General features: G+C 44.4%; 18 protein-coding genes and 1 pseudogene. 6 read left to right on the plus strand and 13 right to left on the minus strand.

What is annotated here, in order from left to right:
• The first annotated feature begins 6 nt into the window (after positions 1 to 6).
• Positions 7 to 603 (plus strand): hypothetical protein, encoded by a 597-nt coding sequence (locus M1D71_RS22010; protein WP_458123678.1) that lies wholly within the window; start codon positions 7 to 9, stop codon positions 601 to 603.
• Positions 604 to 893: 290 nt separating this feature from the next.
• Positions 894 to 1,238: a hypothetical protein gene (locus tag M1D71_RS22015; protein ID WP_458123679.1), complete on the plus strand. Its 345-nt coding sequence runs from the start codon at positions 894 to 896 to the stop codon at positions 1,236 to 1,238.
• A 103-nt stretch (positions 1,239 to 1,341) separates the two neighbouring features.
• On the opposite strand, the gene M1D71_RS22020 is transcribed toward M1D71_RS22015, so the two are convergent.
• From M1D71_RS22020 to M1D71_RS22035, 4 genes are all read right to left on the minus strand, one after another.
• Positions 1,342 to 1,497: a hypothetical protein gene (locus tag M1D71_RS22020; protein WP_458123680.1), complete on the minus strand. Its 156-nt coding sequence runs from the start codon at positions 1,495 to 1,497 to the stop codon at positions 1,342 to 1,344.
• A 714-nt stretch (positions 1,498 to 2,211) separates the two neighbouring features.
• On the minus strand, positions 2,212 to 2,673 hold the full coding sequence (locus M1D71_RS22025) for a helix-turn-helix transcriptional regulator (protein WP_458123681.1): 462 nt from the start codon (positions 2,671 to 2,673) through the stop codon (positions 2,212 to 2,214).
• Positions 2,674 to 2,943: 270 nt separating this feature from the next.
• Positions 2,944 to 3,525 carry an ABC transporter permease gene (locus M1D71_RS22030; protein WP_458123682.1) on the minus strand — a complete coding sequence of 194 codons (582 nt, stop codon included), beginning with the start codon at positions 3,523 to 3,525 and terminating at the stop codon, positions 2,944 to 2,946.
• A gap of 4 nt (positions 3,526 to 3,529) precedes the next feature.
• Positions 3,530 to 4,650, minus strand: a protein-coding gene (locus M1D71_RS22035) for an IS3 family transposase (RefSeq protein WP_458123683.1) whose coding sequence is annotated in 2 segments (ribosomal slippage) — positions 3,530 to 4,401 and positions 4,401 to 4,650 — 1,122 coding nt in all. Because the reading frame shifts where the segments join, the coding sequence is not laid out codon by codon here.
• Between the two features lie 125 nt (positions 4,651 to 4,775).
• Here M1D71_RS22035 and M1D71_RS22040 point away from each other — a divergent pair.
• The 3 genes from M1D71_RS22040 to M1D71_RS22050 are packed head-to-tail and all read left to right on the plus strand — an operon-like array spanning position 4,776 to position 5,882.
• Positions 4,776 to 5,093, plus strand: a complete 318-nt coding sequence (locus M1D71_RS22040) for a helix-turn-helix domain-containing protein (protein ID WP_458123684.1) — start codon at positions 4,776 to 4,778, stop codon at positions 5,091 to 5,093.
• On the plus strand, positions 5,042 to 5,740 hold the full coding sequence (locus M1D71_RS22045) for an IS3 family transposase (protein WP_458123685.1): 699 nt from the start codon (positions 5,042 to 5,044) through the stop codon (positions 5,738 to 5,740). Before M1D71_RS22040 ends, M1D71_RS22045 begins: the two co-directional genes overlap by 52 nt.
• 10 nt (positions 5,741 to 5,750) lie before the next feature.
• Positions 5,751 to 5,882: an IS3 family transposase gene (locus M1D71_RS22050; protein ID WP_458123686.1), complete on the plus strand. Its 132-nt coding sequence runs from the start codon at positions 5,751 to 5,753 to the stop codon at positions 5,880 to 5,882.
• Positions 5,883 to 5,981: 99 nt separating this feature from the next.
• Here the strand turns inward: M1D71_RS22050 and tnpA are convergent.
• The 3 genes and pseudogenes from tnpA to M1D71_RS22065 all read right to left on the minus strand — a co-directional run bounded on the left by tnpA (position 5,982) and on the right by M1D71_RS22065 (position 7,828).
• A pseudogene (gene tnpA, locus M1D71_RS22055) lies at positions 5,982 to 6,448 on the minus strand (IS200/IS605 family transposase).
• A gap of 192 nt (positions 6,449 to 6,640) precedes the next feature.
• Complete coding sequence (locus tag M1D71_RS22060; RefSeq protein ID WP_458123687.1) at positions 6,641 to 7,468, minus strand: sugar phosphate isomerase/epimerase family protein; 828 nt, start codon at positions 7,466 to 7,468, stop codon at positions 6,641 to 6,643.
• 180 nt (positions 7,469 to 7,648) lie between these two features.
• On the minus strand, positions 7,649 to 7,828 hold the full coding sequence (locus M1D71_RS22065) for a hypothetical protein (protein ID WP_458123688.1): 180 nt from the start codon (positions 7,826 to 7,828) through the stop codon (positions 7,649 to 7,651).
• A 108-nt stretch (positions 7,829 to 7,936) separates the two neighbouring features.
• Here M1D71_RS22065 and M1D71_RS22070 point away from each other — a divergent pair, with 108 nt between their 5' ends.
• A complete protein-coding gene (locus M1D71_RS22070; RefSeq protein ID WP_458123689.1) occupies positions 7,937 to 8,269 on the plus strand; it encodes a DUF6199 family natural product biosynthesis protein in 333 nt (110 codons plus the stop codon).
• Positions 8,270 to 8,273: 4 nt separating this feature from the next.
• Here M1D71_RS22070 and M1D71_RS22075 read toward each other — a convergent pair whose 3' ends face one another.
• The 6 genes from M1D71_RS22075 to M1D71_RS22100 all read right to left on the minus strand — a co-directional run bounded on the left by M1D71_RS22075 (position 8,274) and on the right by M1D71_RS22100 (position 14,533).
• A complete protein-coding gene (locus M1D71_RS22075) occupies positions 8,274 to 8,717 on the minus strand; it encodes a hypothetical protein (RefSeq protein WP_458123690.1) in 444 nt (147 codons plus the stop codon).
• Between the two features lie 153 nt (positions 8,718 to 8,870).
• A complete protein-coding gene (locus M1D71_RS22080) occupies positions 8,871 to 9,314 on the minus strand; it encodes an N-acetyltransferase family protein (protein WP_458123691.1) in 444 nt (147 codons plus the stop codon).
• Positions 9,315 to 9,564: 250 nt separating this feature from the next.
• Positions 9,565 to 10,464, minus strand: a complete 900-nt coding sequence (locus tag M1D71_RS22085; RefSeq protein ID WP_458123692.1) for an ROK family protein — start codon at positions 10,462 to 10,464, stop codon at positions 9,565 to 9,567.
• Positions 10,465 to 10,486: 22 nt separating this feature from the next.
• Complete coding sequence (locus M1D71_RS22090; RefSeq protein ID WP_458123693.1) at positions 10,487 to 11,965, minus strand: glycoside hydrolase family 32 protein; 1,479 nt, start codon at positions 11,963 to 11,965, stop codon at positions 10,487 to 10,489.
• Positions 11,966 to 11,987: 22 nt separating this feature from the next.
• Positions 11,988 to 13,595, minus strand: a complete 1,608-nt coding sequence (locus M1D71_RS22095) for an ABC transporter substrate-binding protein (RefSeq protein WP_458123694.1) — start codon at positions 13,593 to 13,595, stop codon at positions 11,988 to 11,990.
• A gap of 56 nt (positions 13,596 to 13,651) precedes the next feature.
• Positions 13,652 to 14,533 carry a carbohydrate ABC transporter permease gene (locus tag M1D71_RS22100; protein ID WP_215076232.1) on the minus strand — a complete coding sequence of 294 codons (882 nt, stop codon included), beginning with the start codon at positions 14,531 to 14,533 and terminating at the stop codon, positions 13,652 to 13,654.
• Positions 14,534 to 14,537 lie beyond the last annotated feature (4 nt).

Below are 14,537 nucleotides of genomic sequence, written 5' to 3' on the forward strand. Positions count from 1 at the left end.
ACACTTTTGAAAAGATTCTATCTAGGTTTTGGATTAACGATCACTATTATCATTGGACTATTATCAAGCTCTACTCCAACAGAAGCAGCATCGAAGAAAGTAAACTTAAAATTGTCAGATGGAGGGACGTACTATGGTGAAGTTTTAAACGGGAAACCTCATGGTAAAGGAACCGCAAGATGGGGAGAAACCGAAGTTTACTCTGGAGATTGGGTGAGTGGTAAGCGGCAAGGAAAAGGCAAGTATACATATACATTAGTTGAAGGTGGAGGTGTCCCCTTTGAGGATTACAATGAATCTAATATGGGCCATGGAACAGGTGAATTCACTACAAAAACCTACACCGGATCATGGATTAATGATACATATCATGGTAAAGGAAAAGAAATTACGCAATGGTTAGAAGTACAGTATCTTACTTCTGATGGCAAGGTTTACCCTGCACATGACCGTTACAACAACACCATTAACGATGGAACATTCAATCAGGGCAAGATGTCTCAGGGATATTACGCAATCCACTCTTCAGATACTGTCTCACTAGGATATACTGATCATACAACTACGATTGCTCTCAAAAATGATTATTTCAACGAAAGTTAACCGGGGATAAGGACTTTTTTGACACGTGGCAAATTCACGGGGGTCACGCATCTAATCGATTATAGTAATTCAGTTAGTTATTCTAAACAAGTCATAATGAAGGATAACGTATTAAAAGAGAATCACATAACATCTGCCGTCTTTGATAAGGATCGCAAGAATATCATTAATGAATCCCTTCAAGCTATTAAGCCCTATTCAGTCAAAATCAATACCATCTCTGACGAGATTATGTCATTAAAAGACATTAACTATGAGGGAATGACTCCCTAGGTAGTGGAGGTCACAAGATGAGAAAAAAGCGATGGATTGTGAGCATAGTCATTTTAATTATCATACTTTTCATGAGCGAATTCGTAATGCTCTCCTCAGGGAAGGTTGGAGTTCTCAACACAACGCAGAGAATCATTTCAGGTGCACCTCATGTTATCGTTCAAGGGCTGACACTGTCTTACCAAGGTAAGGTTAATTGGCAGGATATCCAAAGTAGTATCGAAGAATACTCCATAAGCGATGACGGAACGGTCTTGTATAAAGCACTAGGCACCCTTGTCCCACCACCTTGGATATATGTGAGAAAAGAAAACCATCAGGGTTTCCGTTATAAGCTCCCACAGCTCCCGTGGAAACTATAAAATCATTTGGTTACATCGCGCGAGCGGATATTACCGATGTCCGCTTTTGCTATGTATTTGTACTCCCCTCGCTCAATGGTGCATACCCACACTATAGAAGCTCTCACTTACCTTCCAAACCGTTAAACTGCCGTAGCATGGTCATGAAACGCTCCAGTTCCTTATCATCATCCCATCTGGATATACGGTCATAAAAAGCTGACTCCTTCTCCTTGAGCGCACCAACCGTCGATTGTTGACCAAGTTCCGTAAGAGACAATAACCCCCCGCGCCGATCTCCGGGGTCTGGCTCTTTGCTAACATATCCCGACTTTTCGAGTTGTTTGATTAATCAGCTGACCGAGTTGCGGTCCATTGCAGTTGCTTCTGCCAAAGCTGCGGCGCTTGTTGGGCCATAGGAGTACAGCCACCGAACCAGGTGAAAAGCGGCAGGTTACAGGTTCGCATCAAAACGCTCGGCAGATCGAACGTTAAGCGCATGTGAATTAAAACGATATTTTCCCTGTCGATCATGTAACAAGGTTGTAGCCATTTCATATCCTCTGCAGTTAAAAATCAAGAATACACTCTTTCAGCTCGGGGACATTTCCTTCCACGTTTTGAGTTCCTTTAAATAGCCGTCAACTTTTACGAGTCCCAATTGTATTCGTCATTAAAGAAATACCTTTTTTTCTCATGGTTTTATAGATCCAATCGTACTGGTTTACAAAGGATTGTATAGAACCACTTACCCAGATTTTATTGACTTGTCTTCCTTAATTTAAACCTTAAATAAAAGCAAGGCAACCCCCATCCCGGATGGCCCTTGCTTTTACTCAATTGATTGCAACTACACTTACATTGTCAACATCAATCCATAAATCATAGTCGGCCTTCCCTTAGAGTCGTTTCACTTCCTCCCCTAGTGATGGTCTGTATAGAATCTGTGTGGTCATAACTTCGTGCAATTGGAGTGGATAAATACATTTCAAATTCAATCAACTTCCTGTCGTGGAATGATATAAAAATAAAAAACTAAACCAATTATCATAGATGGAATTAAGGCAGTAAATATGTTTTGCCCGAACGTAATAAACACTATTTTAACCACTTCACTTAAATTCTCACTCCATAAATCTTGATAGCGCTCTTGCTCTCTCCACCCTTTAATCAATATTGTCACGGCAAAAATAATACAGTAACTAATTAATCCATATTTCAAACTTTTTTTGAATTTATTTCCCTCTTGCTTCTCCTCAATTAACATAACCTCCAAAGAAACATCAAGTAGATCTGTAATTTTCATCATGTTTTTTTTGCTTGGATAACCATTTCCTAATTCCCATTTTGAGATGGATTTATCGCTAACATCTAATAACTCTGCAAGTTCCTGTTGTGTGATTTCTTTTTGTTCACGATACTGTTTTAACTTTTCACTCAATATATTCTTCGTCATTTGCTCACCACCATTTTTTTGTTGTTTACTTCTAAATTAATTTAAACCAAATATAGGGTCCATATAAAGGAATTTTAGAAAATAGAATTCTATTTTCTAAAATTCCTCAACTCTTTTGGCACCTTTTAAGAGTTAACCCTACTATTAAATAACACATACACGTTTTGCTTTCCTAAAATAACAGTGCCGCTGGGTTCACATAAAAAAACAGGAAACCAACGGCAATGTTAAAGTTACTACAACAAAATTACTCCACTCTATTCTACCTAGTTATTGATACTGAATTTTCTCCCTTTTCTTCGCTAACAATAAACCTATGCTTATCAAAAAGATTGAGACAAGTAACAAGATCAGAAATTCCTTCGTATAAACAAAAATGCTGTGACCTTCCGTCCATATTCCCCGCATGGCTTCTAAACCATAAATGATCGGATTAAAGACATATACAATATTTCTTACGACTTGAGGAAACATCTCTGGTGGGAATGTTAAACCACCAAAAAAAATTTGAATATAGAATATGATTAGGGCAATTGATTGATACGTAGTGCTCTTGTTCACAAGAGCTGTCAACAAGATTACGATTGAAAACTGATACAGGTTAACAAGCATTACCATTAATATGACATAAATAAGATTATCATAGGGTATTGAAACCCCTTTGGTTGCAACTGCAAATATGATTAGTAAAAGGGTAGCAATGATCTGAAAAACTAGCGTGGCTAAAAACATGCCAAATGAAACCGTAAATGGTACTAGCTTGCGCCTAAAGTCTGCCAACCGCGAGCGGTCCCGGGCTTGCCCTGAAGTGCACCCCTTAGAATAGACATTGGAAAAATGGATTGTCAACATTAAATCAGACAACTTTTTTAAGGGCTGTTTGGCGATACTGAACAGGCGTCAAATACCCCAGCGATCCATGAACTCGATGCCTGTTAAACCAGTTGACGTAGTCGTATAATTCCAGTTCTAAATGACGAAGGTTTCTAAATTCCATCTGGTAAATAAACTCCGTTTTCATGACCTTGTAGGTGGCTTCGGCCACGGCGTTATCGTAGGGACATCCTTTCTTGCTGAGTGATCGGCCAATACCAAACGTACCTAGAAGCTGGTCCATCGTGTGGTTTTTAAACTCACTTCCACGATCGGTATGAAACCACTGGATTTGGCTTAAGTCGCCTTCTACCGTTGCAAAGGCACGCGAAACCAGAGCAGCGTCCTTATGTGGACCTGCACTATGACCAATGATCTCGCGATTGAACAGGTCAATGAGGACACAAACGTAATGCCACCGATGCCCGACCTTCACATACGTTAGATCGCTTACCACGAAACGCTTCGCTTCCGTCTGATTAAACTCCCGATCTAATTCATTCGCTGTTGTCGCCTCATTACAAGCTGTTTTGAGAGGCTTAAACTGAGCAATGGTGTACGTGGAGACGAGACTGTGCTCTTGCATGATTCGACCGATGCGACGCCTAGAGACGATGATTCCTCTTTCCTGAAGCTTGGCTTTTATCTTTCGTGTACCGTAGGCATTTCGATTTTTGCGAAAGATGCCCACAATGGCTTCCGCTAGCTTGTCTTCATTTGGCTTTTCCTTCGCTTCATAATAGAACGTGCTTTTGGCAATTTCGAGGACGTTACACATTGCTGATACTGAGGATTTATCACGGTTATTTTGGATGATAGCTACTTTCGTCCCATGATCAGCGCGGCTTGCTTTAAAATATCGTTCTCCATCCGTAGACGTTGGAGCTCTTTACGCATAGCCATTAATTCGTTTTCTTCAGGTGAACGGTTGTCTTTCTCTCTGAAAGAGCCCGTGGCCTGCGATTGCTTGATCCAGCGGTCTAGAGCCGAAGCAGTGAGGTCGTACTCCTCCACAAGGGCTGCTCTGGACTTGCCATTTTCATAGAGCTCTACCATTTGTTTTTTGAACTCGGTTGTGAATGTGCGTCGTTGTTGTTTAGGCATTGTAGAGATCCGCTCCTTAACATGATAGTTTTATTCTACAAGCCCTTATTTTTTCTGTCCAACTAAGTGTAGCCGATCCAAAACCCCTGGGTTTAGCCGATGAAATTCTAGGGGGTACATTTTTTATGGCGATTAAAGGACAGAAGTTTAAAACATATTCGGAGAAGATAGAAAAGGAGGCTATTCGTCTCCATACGGTTGAGGGGTGGACTTACCGAAAGATAAATGAACATTTAGGAATTCATGACCCGGGACGAATGAAGCGCTGGATGCGAAAACACCGGGAACAAGGCGAGTTTGGACTGATGGATCAGCGAGGTCGACGAAAAGAATACTTGGATCAAGAACGCTATGTGCAAAAACTGAAGCGGGAGAATGGGTTGCTAAAAAAGTGCTTGGTAATCTGGAAGGAGGAAGCAAACAGGAAAGATTTCAGATCATAGAAAAGGTAGCGGTATACGGTGATATCCAGAAACTCTGCCATGTGTTTGGCGTGTCCCGAAGTGGATTTTATGCCTATGTAAAACGTAAACGATTCGATCGCGATGCAAAGGCGAAGAACCAGGTGCTTCAAACATATCAACGATATGAAGGCAAGTATGGTTATCGACAGCTCCAGTTGTTCCTTTGGCAAGATCAAGGAATTTGGATGAACCACAAAAAGGTGCTCCGGCTGATGCAAATGCTCGGTATCCAATCTCGAATACGTCGTAAACGACGCTCCATCAGCTCGTATGCACCTGCGCAGCGTGTAGCAGAGAACTGCTTGAAGCGAGACTTCAGTGCAGAAAAACCGAATCAGAAATGGGTAACGGACATTACCCAGTATCGTGTGGGAGAGCGCTGGATATATCTTTCAGCCATAAAGGATCTGTTTAATAACGAGATTGTGGCTTACGAAATGGGCGAGCGCAACGACAATGAACTCGTGCTCCGCACATTCAGCAAAGCATTTGCGAAGCAAAAAAAACGTGACCGGACTGGTCGTTCACAGCGACCAGGGGTTCCAGTACACGTCTCATGCTTACCACGACATGCTGCCAAAGGTTGGCGCCCGAATCAGCTTGTCTCGCAGAGGAAATTGTTATGAAAATGCCTCTATGGAGAGTTTCTTCTCGTATCTCAAAACGGAAGGACTCTATCCTTATCATATCCGAACGCTTACCGAAGCACAAAGCAAAACCGAAAAATATATCCGTTTTTACAACGAAAACGGCCACAACGGAAACTAAAAAAACTGATGCCGGTAGAGTACCGACGCCAGTTTGCAGCCTAGGGTCTTTTTATAATGTCTACTAAATGGGGTCTTGACCACCCCTAAAAGGGGCTTTTTATTTGCCTTTTTTCACAGACTCACCCGTAACCGGGTCCAATATTTCTTTCATGGTCAGTTGTTCGTAGTTCTTATCCTCCGCTAACTGATTCCGAATGTATTCGCAGATCACTTTCTTATTTCTTCCTACCGTGTCCACATAATATCCTCTGCCCAAAACTGTCGATTGCCATATCGATATTTCAGATTGGCAAACTTATCGAAATCATCAGCGAGCTTTTCCCTTTAGATATCCCATAAATTCCGACACACTCAGTTTTGCGGAATGCTCACCAGCATGTGGATGTGATCCACACAAGCTTCCGCCTTCAATATTTCTACACCTTTTCTCTCGCATAACTCTCGAATAATCTTCCCAATTTCCCTTTTGAGCTTCCCATAGATCACTTGTCTTCGATATTTAGGCGCAAATACAATATGATATTTGCAGTTCCATTTCGTATGTGCTAGATTACTTTTGTCCATCTTTCTCCCTCCTTGGTTTCATCCGTGCGGTTGGCAGACCGGCACTCATTTTATCATGAAGGTCAAAAGATGGACTACTTATTGCTATAAGCTTTCCGGAACCCCCAGTTGAACTGGGAGTTTTCTTATACAAACAAAATGACCCACACACAATGTATGGGCCCTTGCTGTCATTACATATTTGCTCATACATTATACTGTGATAAACACCTGATCGAACCCAGCCTTAGACTTGGCAAATAGTTCATTCGTACCAAGATTCGATGCCGGGGCCAGTACTTCCTGAGCCACCACACCATTGTAGCCAATCGCCTGCAGATTTCTCAGAAACCCACCCAGATCAATGACCCCTTCGCCGGGATACAAACGCTCATAATCCAGCAATTCTTCAATGGGCAGATCATAGGCATCATTAATGTGAACATGAACAACCTGTTCTTTCTTCAGCTTCAATAGATCTTCCATCGGTAGACCATTCGTATGCCAGTGATAGGAATCCACCAACAAACCTACGTTAGGCGCATGGATGGTCTCGATCCAGTCCAGCGTATCCTCCACACGCCAGATAAACGGATTCTTCCATTGCGTCCGTAAGTGATGGCAGCCCACAAACTCCAGACCCAACTTAATCCCGTAAGCATCCAAGATATCTGCGCAGAGTCTCAAACGTTTCGTAGCCGCCGCCATAAATTGCGCTGCCGGTTGATCCGTTGAGGGTAAAATATACGTGCAACAGCTGTAACAGTTCAGCGAAGCAGAAGCTTCTGCCATCGCGACCAAAGATTGCAATCCCTCACGGAATTGTTCATCTGTCGTCCGCCACTCCAACGTCAGACCCGATGAACCGATGATCACCTGATTACTCTCTAGCAGATGTTGTGCCTGTTCCTTGCCATACGTTTCAATCAATGAGAGCGGATTCAAATCTACAGATCCGAATCCGTGCTTGGCCGCATCTGTGATATATTGTTCATCAGACTCGATGTTTCCCAAACCCGCATTTGTTAACCCTCTAATCATCCCAATCTCCTCCTGTGACTCGTCTGGAATTACAGATTGTCCAACACTCTTTTGTCCCCTTAACCAACACTCTGGTTTGAACAGGGTATAATTTTATAATAACAGTACTCTCTCAAAAAGAAACCATAATGTCCCATTCTTAAAATACCAGAACAAGTCATTGCAACTTATGTCCAAATTTCACGTATTAAAAGTTTTACTGAGCCCATATTTTATGTAGATCAGCATAAATACACTTACGATCACGAGCAAGGCAATCAAATTACGTATGAGAGCAGTACAGCAGACCCCATTCAGGTCACCGTCAATCAGCAGAAGCGTACGGTCAGCATCGATCAGCAGAACTATGTCATCACCCATATCGCATCCACCCCTATTGCAACGTATAATGTGGTATACCCTAACGACCACAAATATACAGTTGAACAACAATCCGAACAATTATTAAGCTACGATGAAACCGGGAAGATGCTCTCTCCGATCAACATGTATGTAGACAACCAACGAGTCATGGAGGATGCCGAAGAGCGCTATACTCCTGCCACGCTCGTGACCGCTGCCTATCCGGATTATCATCATACGCCAGGTACGCCTGTTCTCCTGTTCATTGCACTTGCCGGACTCATCTATGGATGGTGCAGCTTCTATTATCCAAGGTTTCAAAAGTTTCAATTCCTGCTCTCCCTCCGCTGGATATGGTTAAAAGATCCCGAACCTAGCGAATTTTATTACCTCATGTGCAAAATTGGCGGTATAGCTTGCATGATCGTAGCCATATGGGTCGCGTTTCAGGCATTTTAAACGTTCACTTCTTCATATGTGTTGTGCCAGAGTCTACTGTCATACGCAAACCCGGTTCACCCGCCTTTTTCACATCAATGGAGTGCCGATCCATCCACCAAGAAAAGCGCCGATTAACGGTCCCAGCACAATGCCGAACTGACTCGCCGACGATAAACGTATACGGATCGTAAACAAAAAAGTTAGCCAGATGCGCAATGCCTAGTCCAACGCCTGAACGGACCAGTATCAATTTGCTGCCATATCGATCAGCCAGCGATCCCCAGAAGGGTGCGCATAATCCACTGATCAGAAAACTGATCGAGATGGAAATACCGGACCAGGCTTCCAGCCCGGTTTGGATACCAAGATCATTTTGCAGAAATGAGGAAAGAACGGAACGGATAGTGAGTACGCCATATGATTGAAAAACAGGCCGAACCACAGAATATACAGATTTCGCTTCCATTGTGGCATCTTGGCTTCTCCATACTATATAATTCCTATGTAAAAAGTAGGTTATTATCCATTTTAGGGTACGACCACTGGAAAGTATAATAGAAAAATTCAATAGACCCATTCAAGAATTAAATGAATGGGTCTACTACGTATGGCAATCATACTATTCCTGCAATTGAACTGACATAAACACATCGACCTCATCTTCAGTGTCCAGGATAAACCCAAATCGTTCATACAATCGTCGAGCAGGACTTCCCTGCAACACATTTAAAATAACCCGTTTCCCCTGAACTTCATCCTGTTCCAGCAACAATTTCAGTACCTGAGTTCCTATTTTCTGGCCCTGATAATCGGGATGTATGTAGAAATGTTCCAATAGAAATGCCTCAGACTTAGGCTTCAAGGCGACACAACCTACCATTGAACCCTCCACTTCAATAATATGGGTGTGGGCAGGGTCGAATGTATTCCGGAAACGTTCACGTACCTTCACATCATCGTACCTTCCCAGTCTGGTTAAATCATCGTATAATACCAACGCTCGCAAATCGGCCAGTTGCTCTTGGTCTGTCTGTACGGCTTGACGCATCGTTATTTGGTTCATTGGTTGGATTCCTTTCATTTTGAGACACGTTAAATTTTGAATGTCTTATCGCACGATAGGAATAGGACACTAAAAATCATACCTTTGGCAGCTCACTTGAGCAACATCGAATTTTAGAACGTACTATATTTTTCAAACTACTTAACTCTTCAAAAAAATAAAAAAGCCCAAAAAGGACAGTGCGTCGTTGGCTTATACCAATAAGCGAACTCGCAACCGCCCCTTCTGGGATGTATATTATTTTAGAGAACTACGAAGCATGTGAAGCTTGTGCCGCTTGTTGCAATGCTTCCAGACCCAAAGCGAGTGCACCACACAGGCCTGCATGCTGGCCCAATCCGGGCTGGACAATATATTGATCGATATGTTGCGTAATTGAAGCTGCATTCACATAACCATTGAGATTCCGCACTACCTGCTCCCGGATCATAGGAAACAGATGATCTTGCTGCATCACACCACCGCCCAAGATGATCTTCTGCGGCGAATGAAGCAGGATAGCCGTGGTGATCGACTCCGCAATGTAAAAGGATTCGATCTCCCACGCCAGATGGTCTGCCGGCAGTTCACTGCCAGGGCTCTGCCACCGTGCTTCAATGGCTGGTCCTGCAGCCATCCCCTCCAGGCAATCACCATGATACGGGCATAATCCGGCAAAGTGATCATCCGGATGGCGTCTTGTGCGAATATGTCCACCCTCGGGATGTAACAATCCGTGTACTCGTTGGCCCCCTGCCACGAGTCCAACACCAACGCCTGTGCCAATCGTGTAATATACACAGTTGTCCAGTCCTTGCGCTGCTCCCCACGTCACTTCACCGAGCGCGGCAGCATTCACATCCGTATCCCATCCAAAGGGAACCGGAAATTCATGCTTCAAGGTTCCAATCACATTACAGTTTGCCCACCCAGGCTTAGGCGTGGTCGTAATATACCCATAAGTGGGACTATCCGGTTGCAGATCAATCGGACCAAAAGAGCCTATCCCGATTGCTTCCACACCTTTATCCTTGAAATAGTCGATCACCTTGGCAAGTGTTGTCTCAGGATGCTCTGTTGGAAAACTGATCCGATCTTCAATCTGTCCATGCTCGTTACCTACACCACATACAAACTTCGTTCCGCCGGCTTCAATGGCTCCAATACGCATCGTTCTGCACTCCTTCCCTTCATTACAATTGACCGTTAGCATTGGTCGGTGATATCTCATAGATATGAAGTGAAGAGAATGCGAAATCCGTATTTTCAGCATGAACAGAGATGCCCTGGCAATCCGCATCCGGATAGATCAGATCCGTAATAACGGCCTGACCATCATTCGCAAATACCTCCACAGATGAATGATCTACAAAGATATGCAATCGTTGATTCCCATTCACCTCTTTTAACTCAGCTGTATGACGGCTCAGGAAATGTTCATGAAAATGGCCGATGCCCGATCGACTACGATCGACATACACTTCACTTCGGATCGAATCTACGCCAACGACCGTCTCGTGATCTGCGCCGCTTCTTAGAGCAAAATGGAACGACTGATTCTGAGCCCACTCTGCATGGATCTCATAGTTCACTAGTTGCAAAGCGTTCAACTGCTCACTCACTTGCCGAATCGAAGCATTCTGTAGGGACACTATCGGCGTACGAGCTTGCTCAAGTTCACGTGCAGGACGTTGAATCAGTATAACTTCTCCCGCTCTTGTCTCCAGTGTCAACTCCCGGGCAATGGTCATTGCTCCACGGTAATTATTGGTTGGTGTCTGGTTGGCATACATCCAGTTGCTCATCCAGCCGATAATGAGGCGTCTTCCATCTTCCTCAGGAACGTCAGACCAACTAACTCCTGCGTAGTTATCCCGACCATGGTCAATCCAGCGAACCGTATGGGATGCCTCGTCTGGGACAAATGTAGTTCCATCAAAATCTCCGGTAAAATATTGTGTTCTGGAGCCTTCAATAAAAGCAGGATCTGCACCGATGCTAACGAGCATCACCCATTTCTCCTGCCCTGAATCTCCATCCACTGCAAGGGGGAACAGGTCGGGGCATTCCCACACGCCATCGTGTGAACCAATCCCTGCGCCGAATTCACTACCTAGCGTCCAATCCTTCAGATTGGGAGAACGATACAGACATACCGTTTGACCACAAGCGATAATCATAATCCACTCCTTGGTCTGCTCATGCCAGAACACTTTGGGATCACGGAAATCGACAAAGGACTCATGCTTTAATACCGGATTACCCTCGTATTTAGTCCAGGTTCTGCCGCTGTCTTTGCTATACGCCAGACTCTGGGTTTGTATGGCATCATGGTTTTCAACTTCAAGATGGTGGGTGAAAATAGCAACCAATCCTGGCTCATCCTCAAAGAATCCGGTTGTATTATTCCAATCCACTACGGCGCTTCCGGAGAATATAGTGCCATTCTCATCGGGGAGTAGGGCTATCGGAAGTTCCTCCCAGGAGATCAGGTCCCTGCTCACTGCATGGCCCCAATGCATGGGGCCCCATGTGGTTCCATGTGGGTGATGCTGATAGAACAAGTGATACTCATCTTTGAAAAATACCATGCCATTCGGATCGTTGATCCAATTTTCTTTTGGTGTGAAATGATAGGCGCCTCTGTGATCCTGATTAAGTATGGTTGACATGATGTTCTCTCCCTCATTTCTCTTATTTAGTATTACGGTCATATCCCGCTTGTTTAATCTGAAGCCATTCCTGCAGTCCAAGGCGATCCAGCTCTTTCAGATAAGCATCCCATTCCTGATCAACCTTCCCGTTCTGATACCATTCCGTACGCAGACGCAGCACGTAGGCGAATAGATCGGTCTCAATGGTGGACAATCGATCCAGTTCATCAATGGAGAAGAACACACTTGGATATACGTTCTCTGCTTTCATATGCGGAACCATAACCTTGTCGAGAAGTTCCATGCGCCAAGCTGCATCTTCCGGTTTGGTTGTGTACTTGTCATAGTAACTGTCGAGAATGGCCAATGGTCCCGCGATACTCGTTTTTTGTCTGAGTTCCACAGGTGCAGAGCCTTCCAGTGGAAGATGCTTCAGCATGCCCTTGGCTTCATCGAATTCAAAAATATTTTGCTGACTCTCATCTCCATAGGTGCCCCAGTTGTTCTGTACGGATTGGAGTGGATCGTACAATTGGTCAACCCACTTCGCTGTGGATTCCAGGTTTTTATTGCTGCTGGTAATGACCATGCGGCCACGATCAAGACCGATACCATTCGTTCTTGTGACATTGACCTCTCCGTCAGGTCCAGCAACTGGAGGCAGAACATCATACGTATCATTCATGCCTGTAATGTTAGCCTTATCCCAGGTGAAGTACATGCCGTACTTATTATCCTTGCCTTTCGCAAGATACGTGTTCCAATCCTGCTGGTACGATTCCACATCCACGAGACCTTCCTGAACCAGTTCATGAATGTATTTAACCGCTTCCTTGTAACCCGTATCGGCTGCTGTAAAGACCACTTTTCCTTCATCCGTTACCACGGTATGATCCCAGTTCTCCCCAAGTCCAAATGCCGCAAAAAGAAATGTCAGATCTTCTCCGCCCGGCTTGTTAATGAAAGAAAGCGGAATTTCGTCAGCCTTGCCGTTACCGTTCGGGTCTTGGGTTTTGAACGCGATCAGTACTTCTTTTAATTCCTCGGTTGTCTTCGGCATCTCCAGTCCGAGCTTGTTCAGCCATTCCACATTAATCCAGGGCAAGTTATCCACCGACTGAATGCGTTGTTTGCCACTGCCGAGTTCTTCAATCCACGGGAATGAATATATATGTCCGTCTGGAGCCGTGATCATGCTCTTGTATTCGGGAGCTTCCTCCAGCACCTTTTGCAGATTCGGCATGTACTGTTCAATCATGTCTTCGAGCGGAATGATCGCCCCATCCTTCGCCAGTTTCAGAAGATCATAATCCCCGTAACCTGCATCAAAAATAGCATCCGGTAAGTCACCGCTAGCTACCGCCAGATTCCTTTTTTCCGCAAATACATCACTCGTATAGTTTTTCCAGTTGATATGCACATTGGTTTTCTCTTCGAGTCGCTTGTTGATCAGCTTGTCGTTCGGATCAGCAGGAGCCAGAGGGGAACTCTGTGTGATAAAATTCAATGTCACTTTACCATCAGGTGATTGCGCCTCACTTGCAGCTCCACCTCCACCCCCTCCACAAGCAGTTAGAAGGAGCACCGCAGACAGCATGGAAATGGACGCCGTTGTAACGGCTTTTCTGGACTTATTCACTTTTTTCATAATCATGACCTCCATGAGTTGGATTGGACCGAACTTGCTGTATCGCAGGCTGTTCACTATTTGAGGGAACCGACCATGACACCTTTTTCGAAATACTTCTGGAAGAACGGGTACATAATGATGAGAGGCAGACTCGAAATGACAATCGCTGAGTATTTAATCATCTCGGAGAGCCGTTTCAGTTCTGCCATCGCTAGCTGGTCACTGATCATGCCCGGAGCAGCCTGATTCTGAATCAAAATGGAACGCAGAACGAGCTGTAACGGATGCAGATTCGGATTATCGAGATAGATCATTGCATCAAAATAGGAATTCCATTGCCCAACGAACGCATAGAGTGCGAGTACAAAAATGATCGGTTTTGACAACGGAATGACGATCTGGAAGAAAATCTTCATCTCGGAGGCGCCATCCACATTCGCGGCTTCCTTCAGTTCCCGAGGGACTCCTTTGAAGAAGGTTCTGGAGAGAATAATGTTCCAGACGTTGACGGCTCCAGGAATGATGATCGCCCACACCGTATCCAGCATGCCGAGATTACGTATGAGTAGATACGTAGGGATTAATCCCCCGCCGAAGAACATCGTGATGATAAAGATAATCATGAAAAATCCGCGTCCCGCTAGCCTTTCATCTGACAATGCATAGCCTGCAAATATGGATACGGTCACGGTGATCAGTGCAAAGGAAACCGAGTACAATACCGCATTCGCAAAACCTCGGATCATGGCTGGATTGGATAATATCATCTGATAACCGTCCAGACTCCAGTCGGATACATTGAAAGATAGTCCACGGTTCAATAGCACTGTGGGGTCCATGAATGAGGCGATAACAATGTAAATCAAGGGAACAACGACAACCAGTACAGCGCAGGTGAGAAAGATGGCATTGAGTGTGAGGATCAATCGATCCATTCCCGTATGTTTTACAACCATGGAT

Source organism: Paenibacillus sp. Z3-2, from assembly GCF_054161325.1.

Excerpts from the sequence above, each read along its gene's own strand:
- M1D71_RS22100 (WP_215076232.1), bottom strand. The coding sequence starts at position 14,533 with ATGGTTGTAAAACATACGGGAATGGATCGATTGATCCTCACACTCAAT.
- M1D71_RS22040 (WP_458123684.1), top strand. The coding sequence starts at position 4,776 with ATGGCGATTAAAGGACAGAAGTTTAAAACATATTCGGAGAAGATAGAA.
- M1D71_RS22030 (WP_458123682.1), bottom strand. The coding sequence starts at position 3,525 with ATGTTGACAATCCATTTTTCCAATGTCTATTCTAAGGGGTGCACTTCA.
- M1D71_RS22025 (WP_458123681.1), bottom strand. The coding sequence starts at position 2,673 with ATGACGAAGAATATATTGAGTGAAAAGTTAAAACAGTATCGTGAACAA.
- M1D71_RS22085 (WP_458123692.1), bottom strand. The coding sequence starts at position 10,464 with ATGCGTATTGGAGCCATTGAAGCCGGCGGAACGAAGTTTGTATGTGGT.
- M1D71_RS22090 (WP_458123693.1), bottom strand. The coding sequence starts at position 11,965 with ATGTCAACCATACTTAATCAGGATCACAGAGGCGCCTATCATTTCACA.
- M1D71_RS22065 (WP_458123688.1), bottom strand. The coding sequence starts at position 7,828 with ATGGGTGATGACATAGTTCTGCTGATCGATGCTGACCGTACGCTTCTG.
- M1D71_RS22050 (WP_458123686.1), top strand. The coding sequence starts at position 5,751 with ATGGAGAGTTTCTTCTCGTATCTCAAAACGGAAGGACTCTATCCTTAT.
- M1D71_RS22060 (WP_458123687.1), bottom strand. The coding sequence starts at position 7,468 with ATGATTAGAGGGTTAACAAATGCGGGTTTGGGAAACATCGAGTCTGAT.
- M1D71_RS22070 (WP_458123689.1), top strand. The coding sequence starts at position 7,937 with ATGCTCTCTCCGATCAACATGTATGTAGACAACCAACGAGTCATGGAG.
- M1D71_RS22015 (WP_458123679.1), top strand. The coding sequence starts at position 894 with ATGAGAAAAAAGCGATGGATTGTGAGCATAGTCATTTTAATTATCATA.
- M1D71_RS22080 (WP_458123691.1), bottom strand. The coding sequence starts at position 9,314 with ATGAACCAAATAACGATGCGTCAAGCCGTACAGACAGACCAAGAGCAA.
- M1D71_RS22095 (WP_458123694.1), bottom strand. The coding sequence starts at position 13,595 with ATGAAAAAAGTGAATAAGTCCAGAAAAGCCGTTACAACGGCGTCCATT.
- M1D71_RS22075 (WP_458123690.1), bottom strand. The coding sequence starts at position 8,717 with ATGGAAGCGAAATCTGTATATTCTGTGGTTCGGCCTGTTTTTCAATCA.